Here is a 6,369-nt window from a genome sequence, read left to right as displayed (position 1 = left end):
TTTTTTTTATCGAACCGGCCCCCACCGAGAACAACACCTATTACGTCGGCGGCAGCGACAGAGGTTTAAAACACACACACGACCCGGCGCGCAGGCCCCGCCGCCCCCGCCGCGACGACGACTTCTTCGACTGAAGGACGCCGGCGCCCCCGCCCAGCGCAGCAGAACGGCCCGCCGACCGATCAGGTCGAGCGGGCCGTTTCGCGTTCGCGTGCTCGCCAGGTGGTCTCGCCCCTTCAGCGGCGGACCACCCGGTTCCTCCCGCGGGAGGGAGCGGTCAGCGGACGCCCTTCGGCGCGTCCGGGTTCTCCTTGAGGTCCTTGCGGAGCTCCCGCGGCAGCGCGAAGGTGATCTTCTCGTTGGCGGTGGTGACCTCTTCGACCTCGCCGTCCCAGCCGCGCTCGGCGAGGTGCTCCAGCACCTGCATCACCAGCACGTCCGGCACCGAGGCACCGCTGGTGACGCCGACCGTGCCGACGCCCTCCAGCCAGGAGTCCTCGATCTGGTTCGCGTAGTCGATCAGGTGCGAGTCGTTCGCGCCCGCCTGCAGCGCGACCTCGACGAGCCGCTTCGAGTTCGAGGAGTTCTGCGAGCCGACGACCAGCACCAGGTCGCACTCGGCGGCCATCGCCTTCACCGCGAACTGGCGGTTCGAGGTGGCGTAGCAGATGTCGTCGCTCGGCGGCGCCTGCAGATCGGGGAAGCGCTCCTTGATCTGGTCGACCCGCTCCATCGTCTCGTCGACGCTGAGCGTGGTCTGCGACAGCCACACGACCTTGTTCGGGTCGCGGACGTGCACCTTGTCCACGTCCTCCGGCTTGTCTACGAGCTGCACGCGGTCCGGCGCCTCACCGGCGGTGCCCTCGACCTCCTCGTGGCCCTCGTGGCCGATCAGCAGGATGTCGTAGTCGTCGCGGGCGAACCGGTTGACCTCCTTGTGCACCTTCGTGACCAGCGGGCAGGTCGCGTCGATGGTGCGCAGGTTCCGGGTCTTGGCCTCCTCGTGCACCGCGGGGCTGACGCCGTGCGCGGAGAACACCACCAGCGCGCCCTCGGGGACCTCGTCGGTCTCGTCCACGAAGATCACGCCGCGGTCCTGGAGCGTCTCCACCACGTGCTTGTTGTGCACGATCTCCTTGCGCACGTACACGGGCGGGCCGTAGGTGTCCAGCGCCTTCTCGACCGTGATGACCGCGCGGTCCACGCCTGCGCAGTAGCCACGGGGCTTGGCGAGCAGGACGCGCTTGGTGCGTCCGCCCTCGGAAGTGCCCTGGTCGGAGGTGCCTTGGTCAAGGTCGCTCGGTGCGAGGCGATCGGCGGCCTGCGGCGAGGTGCTCATGCCGTCCAGGGTACGGACCACCCCGCGACGGGTCAGCCCTGCGGCCACCTGCCGAGGCGGTACCGAGCGTCACCCTTCCCGCTACCGGCGGACACCCGTCGCGCGGGACGCGGCGGTCAACGGTGACCGACCGCCACCGGACACCCCGGGGGTACCGCCGGAATCCGTAACCGGCCCGCACCTCCGGGCGAAGCTCCGGTGCCCGGCCGATAGTTTCCGCGGCGCGAGTGCGGGAGGCTGGGGCCATGTCGACGTACCCCTTGCCGATCCGCGTCGCGGCCGGACTCGCGGCCGTCACCGCCGAGCAGACCCGGCGGCTGCCCGCCCAGCTGCTCGGGTTGCCGCTGACCGTGGCCAGCCAGGCCCTCCAGCTGTCGATGCGGATGCAGCAGCAGATCACCGAACTGGCCATCCGCGGCGACGAGGCGCTCGGCGCCTGGGACCGCGGCGAGGACCAGCCGGAGTGGGCCACCTTCGACGAGGACGAACCCGCGCCCGCCGCACCCGCCCCGGACGACGCGGGCGTGCTCGCCGGCTACGAGGGCATCACGCTGCCCCAGCTCCGCGGCAGGCTGCGCGGCTTCTCCACCGCCGAGGTCGAGGCCATGCTCGACCACGAGCGGGCGAACCAGCAGCGCCCCGAGTTCCTGCGGATGCTCGGCAACCGGCTCGAACGCCTCCGCACCGAGAACTGACGCGCCGCCCCGCCCCGACGGGGAACGGCCGTATGATCGCGCCGCCCAAGCCCGGACGTGGAAGGAGCGGTCCTGAACGCCCCCGCCAACCCACCGCCGACCAGCGCGGAAGACCCGTGGCCGGTGCGCACCGTGGCCCGCAAGATCGCCGACTGGATCCACCGGCTCGGCACCATCTGGGTCGAAGGCCAGATCACGCAGATCTCGCAACGGCCCGGCGCCGCCACCTCCTTCCTCACCCTGCGCGACCCGTCCGCCGAGGTGTCGCTGACGTTGACCTGCGCGTCCTCGCTGCTGCGCAAGCAGGACCCGCCGCTGACCGACGGCAGCCGCGTCGTGGTGCACGGCAAGCCCACCTTCTTCACCGGCCGCGGGACGTTGAGCCTGCGGGTGGACGAGATCCGCGCCGTCGGCATCGGTGAACTGCTCGCCCGCATCGAACGGCTCCGCCAGCTGCTCAAGGCGGAAGGCCTGTTCGACCCGGCGCGCAAGCGGCGGCTGCCGTTCCTGCCGAACAAGGTCGGCCTGATCACCGGGCGGGCGTCCGCGGCCGAGCACGACGTGCTCAGCAACGCGCGGCTGCGCTGGCCGTCGGTGCGCTTCGAGATCCGCAACGTGGCCGTGCAGGGCTCGACCGCGGTGCCGCAGATCCTCGACGTGCTGGGCGAGCTCGACCGCGACCCCGAGGTGGACGTGATCGTGCTGGCCCGCGGGGGCGGCAGCGTCGAGGACCTGCTGCCGTTCTCCGACGAGGCGCTGTGCCGCGCGGTGTCGACCTGCCGCACGCCGGTGGTCAGCGCGATCGGGCACGAGCCGGACTCGCCGCTGCTGGACCACGTCGCCGACGTCCGCTGCTCCACCCCGACCGGCGCGGGCAAGCGCGTCGTTCCGGACATGGCGGAGGAGACCCAGCGGGTGCACCAGCTCCGCGACCGCGCGCGACGAGCGCTACACGGATGGGTGGACCGCGAGCGCAGGCTGCTGGATTCGCTGCGCAGCAGGCCCGCGCTGGCCGACCCGCACGGCCCGCTGGACCGCAGATCAGAACAGGTCCAGGTCGGACGGGACCGCGCGCGGCGCGCCATCACGGGCGTGCTCACCGCCGAAGGGCATGCGATGACCGCGACTCGATCTCGCTTGACGACCCTCGGTCCTGCGGCCACTCTTGCTCGCGGGTACGCGATCGTGCAGCGCGTCGAGCCCGACGGGGCCGACGGAGTGCTGCGCTCGATCGACCAGGCCCCGGCGGGAACCACGTTGCGGGTCCGCGTCGTTGACGGAGCGGTGCACGCCGTGGTGCCCGGCGGAACGGAGTAGTGGAACGAGGGAGGTCGTGGTGCGGGGACAGCAGGAGCCCACATTCCTCCCCTTGACGGTGGCCGTCACGCGCTCGCCGAAGTTGCACGACGCCGAGCAGGTCCGGCGGTGCGCGCGGGAGGCCGACCTGGCCGCCGCGCGCTGCTGGAACGCGCTGCTCGGCGGTTGCGACTCCACCGAGCGCCGGACGCTGCCGCTGAAGCTGCGGGCGCTGGCCGACGCCACGTCCGAGTACGCGGGCGGCCGGTGGTGGGTGGGCCGCGGATCCGCCCACCGACGTAGGGTCGTCGAAGCGCAGTTGCGCATCAACGACGCGGTCCGGGAAGGCGACGGCGCCGAGTTCGCCGAGGCGTTCATCGGCTACGACCAGGCCATCGCGACCGCCGTGGTGTCCGTACCCAGCAAGCTGGAGAGCCCCACCCCGTGACGAAGAACGAGCAGGACGAGCACTTCGACCCGGTCGCCGACCACCCGGACGTCGCCGAGCTGGGCTACGAGCCGGCGCGGGACGAACTGGCCGACGTGGTCAAGCGGCTCGAAGCCGGTGGCCTGTCCCTGGAGGAGTCGCTGTCGCTGTGGGAACGCGGCGAAGCCCTCGCCGCCGTGTGCGAGCGGCACCTCGCGGGCGCGCGCGAACGCGTCGACCGCGCCCTCGCCTCCGTGGAGGAGCCCGGCGAAGACCGGTAGTGGGCTCGCCCACGTGCCCCGGCTCCGAGCTGCGCGATCTGCGAAGATCCGACGAGCAGGGCGCGCGGAGCCGGCGCGTGCTGCCGATGGAGTCAGCTCGCCATACCGGGAGGCGCGATGAGCACGTCCACCACGCAGGGCCACCACGAGGCGCCCGACCGCAACCTGGCCATGGAACTGGTCCGGGTCACCGAGGCCGCGGCGATGGCCGCGGGACGCTGGGTCGGTCGCGGCGACAAGAACTCCGGTGACGGCGCCGCGGTGGATGCCATGCGCAAGCTGATCGGCACCGTCTCGATGCAGGGCGTCGTCGTCATCGGCGAGGGCGAGAAGGACGAAGCGCCGATGCTGTTCAACGGCGAGGAGGTCGGCAACGGCGCAGGCCCCGAGGTGGACGTCGCCGTCGACCCGATCGACGGCACGACGCTGCTGAGCAAGGGCATGCCGAACGCGCTGGCCGTGCTCGCCGTCGCCGAGCGCGGCGCCATGTTCGACCCGTCCGCGGTGTTCTACATGGAGAAGCTCGCCGTCGGGCCGGAGGCCGCCGGGGTGGTGGACCTGAACGCGCCGACCGCGGAGAACATCCGCCGCGTCGCGAAGGCCAAGCACATCGACGTCTCCGACGTCACGGTGTGCATCCTGGACCGGCCGCGGCACGAGGACCTGGTCCGCGAGGTCCGCGAGGCGGGCGCGCGCATCCAGTTCATCTCCGACGGCGACGTGGCCGGGGCGATCGCCGCGGCCCGCCCGGACAGCGGCGTCGACATGCTCATCGGCATCGGCGGCACGCCGGAGGGCATCATCACCGCGGCCGCGCTCAAGTGCATGGACGGGGAGATCCAGACCCGGCTGTGGCCGAAGGACGACGCGGAGCGGCAGCAGGCGCTCGACGCCGGGCACGACGTGGAGCAGGTGCTGACCACCTCGGACCTGGTGCGCGGGGACAACGTGTTCTTCTGCGCCACCGGCATCACCGACGGCGCGCTGCTCAAGGGCGTGCACTACCGGGCGAACCGGTGCAGCACCCAGTCGATCGTGATGCGGTCGAAGTCGGGCACGGTGCGGGTGATCGAGGGCCTGCACAAGCTGACGAAGCTGCGCGAGTACTCGGACGTGGAGCTGGGCGGCGACGAGGGCGGCAGGCACGGCCTGCTCCCCTGATCGCCGCGACCGGACCGCCCGTCCCGCACGCCGGGGCGGGCGGTCCGTCGTTTCGCGGGGAGCTGTTTTTCCCGGTATTTCCCCGAATCGGCCATCAGGCCGGTGTTGACCTGCACCGGAGCCGCGTTCGGCCGGGTGGGTACCGTCGTTGGAGCGACGTGAAGACCCACCTAAGTGGGTGCCTCGGATGAGTGAAGATCCTTACCGTCAGTGGTCACTCGGCCCGCCGCACCGGACCGAGCACCACCCCGGGCCGTCCCAGGACCGGGCACACGGAAGGACTCGTCCCCCATGCGCACACGCTCCCTGCTCACCGGAGTGCTCGCCGCCGGCGCCGCGCTCGCGCTGGCCACGCCCGCTTCCGCGGCCCAGGACCCCACGCCCATGGTCGTGGGCGGCCACGACGCCACCGAGACCTACTCGTTCATGGTGTCGCTGCAATCCGGCGGCGGGCACATCTGCGGCGCTTCGCTGATCAAGGCCGACTGGGCGGTCACCGCCGCGCACTGCGTCCAGGGCAGCCAGCCCGGCGACCTGTCCGTCCGCGTCGGCAGCCTGGAGCACGCCTCCGGCGGCGAAGAGGCCGGGGTCAGCGACATCAAGGTGCACGACTCGGCGGACATCGCCGTGATCAAGCTGGACACGCAGGTCTCCGCGCAGCCGATCTCCATCGCCCCCGAGTCGGGCGCCACCGGCACCGAGACCCGCATCATCGGCTGGGGCCAGACCAGCCCGGCGCCGGGCGGCGAAGCCCCCGCCACGCTGCAGGAGCTGGACACCGCGATCGTCGACGACGCCGACTGCTCGGGCATCGAGGGCGAGACCGAGATCTGCACCTCGAACCCCGGTGGCGACTCCGGCGCCTGCTACGGCGACTCGGGCGGCCCGCAGATCAAGGGCACCGAGGGCTCCTGGGAGCTGATCGGCGCCACCAGCCGCGCCGGGAACAACGACTCGAACTGCGCGACCGGCCCGTCGATCTACACCGACGTGTCGGCGCTGTCCGACTGGGTCGAGGAGAACACCGCCGCCTGATCGGCACCCGCAGACCGGCCGCCCCCCCCCCCGGGGGGGGGGGGGGGGGCGGGGGGGGGGGGGGGGGGGGGGGGGGGGGCGGGGGGGGGGGGGGGGGGGGGCCCGGGGGGCCGGGGGGTGTTTGGGGCCGGGGGG

The 6,369-nt window shown here is 72.3% G+C and carries 7 protein-coding genes; 6 read left to right on the top strand and 1 reads right to left on the bottom strand.

Features of this window, described 5'->3' with window-relative positions:
• Positions 1-277: 277 nt before the first annotated feature.
• Positions 278-1,339, bottom strand: a complete 1,062-nt coding sequence (locus LCD33_RS22835; protein ID WP_224960232.1) for a 4-hydroxy-3-methylbut-2-enyl diphosphate reductase — start codon at positions 1,337-1,339, stop codon at positions 278-280.
• A gap of 245 nt (positions 1,340-1,584) precedes the next feature.
• Here LCD33_RS22835 and LCD33_RS22830 point away from each other — a divergent pair, with 245 nt between their 5' ends.
• The 6 genes from LCD33_RS22830 to LCD33_RS22805 all read left to right on the top strand — a co-directional run bounded on the left by LCD33_RS22830 (position 1,585) and on the right by LCD33_RS22805 (position 6,234).
• Positions 1,585-2,034, top strand: coding sequence for a lipid droplet-associated protein (locus LCD33_RS22830; RefSeq protein ID WP_224960233.1), 450 nt, complete (start codon positions 1,585-1,587; stop codon positions 2,032-2,034).
• Positions 2,035-2,091: 57 nt separating this feature from the next.
• Positions 2,092-3,351: an exodeoxyribonuclease VII large subunit gene (gene xseA / locus LCD33_RS22825; protein ID WP_224960234.1), complete on the top strand. Its 1,260-nt coding sequence runs from the start codon at positions 2,092-2,094 to the stop codon at positions 3,349-3,351.
• 58 nt (positions 3,352-3,409) lie between these two features.
• Positions 3,410-3,778 (top strand): hypothetical protein, encoded by a 369-nt coding sequence (locus LCD33_RS22820; protein WP_308011318.1) that lies wholly within the window; start codon positions 3,410-3,412, stop codon positions 3,776-3,778.
• On the top strand, positions 3,775-4,038 hold the full coding sequence (locus tag LCD33_RS22815; RefSeq protein WP_224960236.1) for an exodeoxyribonuclease VII small subunit: 264 nt from the start codon (positions 3,775-3,777) through the stop codon (positions 4,036-4,038). The genes LCD33_RS22820 and LCD33_RS22815 overlap by 4 nt, the downstream gene beginning before the upstream one ends.
• Before the next feature lie 117 nt (positions 4,039-4,155).
• On the top strand, positions 4,156-5,199 hold the full coding sequence (gene glpX / locus LCD33_RS22810; RefSeq protein WP_224960237.1) for a class II fructose-bisphosphatase: 1,044 nt from the start codon (positions 4,156-4,158) through the stop codon (positions 5,197-5,199).
• Between the two features lie 291 nt (positions 5,200-5,490).
• Positions 5,491-6,234, top strand: coding sequence for a trypsin-like serine protease (locus LCD33_RS22805; protein WP_224960239.1), 744 nt, complete (start codon positions 5,491-5,493; stop codon positions 6,232-6,234).
• The last annotated feature ends 135 nt before the right edge of the window (positions 6,235-6,369 follow it).

The organism is Saccharopolyspora sp. 7B (genome assembly GCF_020177435.1).
Lineage (GTDB): Bacteria > Actinomycetota > Actinomycetes > Mycobacteriales > Pseudonocardiaceae > Saccharopolyspora_C > Saccharopolyspora_C gregorii.
Note: the sequence above shows the minus strand (reverse complement) of the source record. Positions and strands in the feature narration are given on the sequence as shown.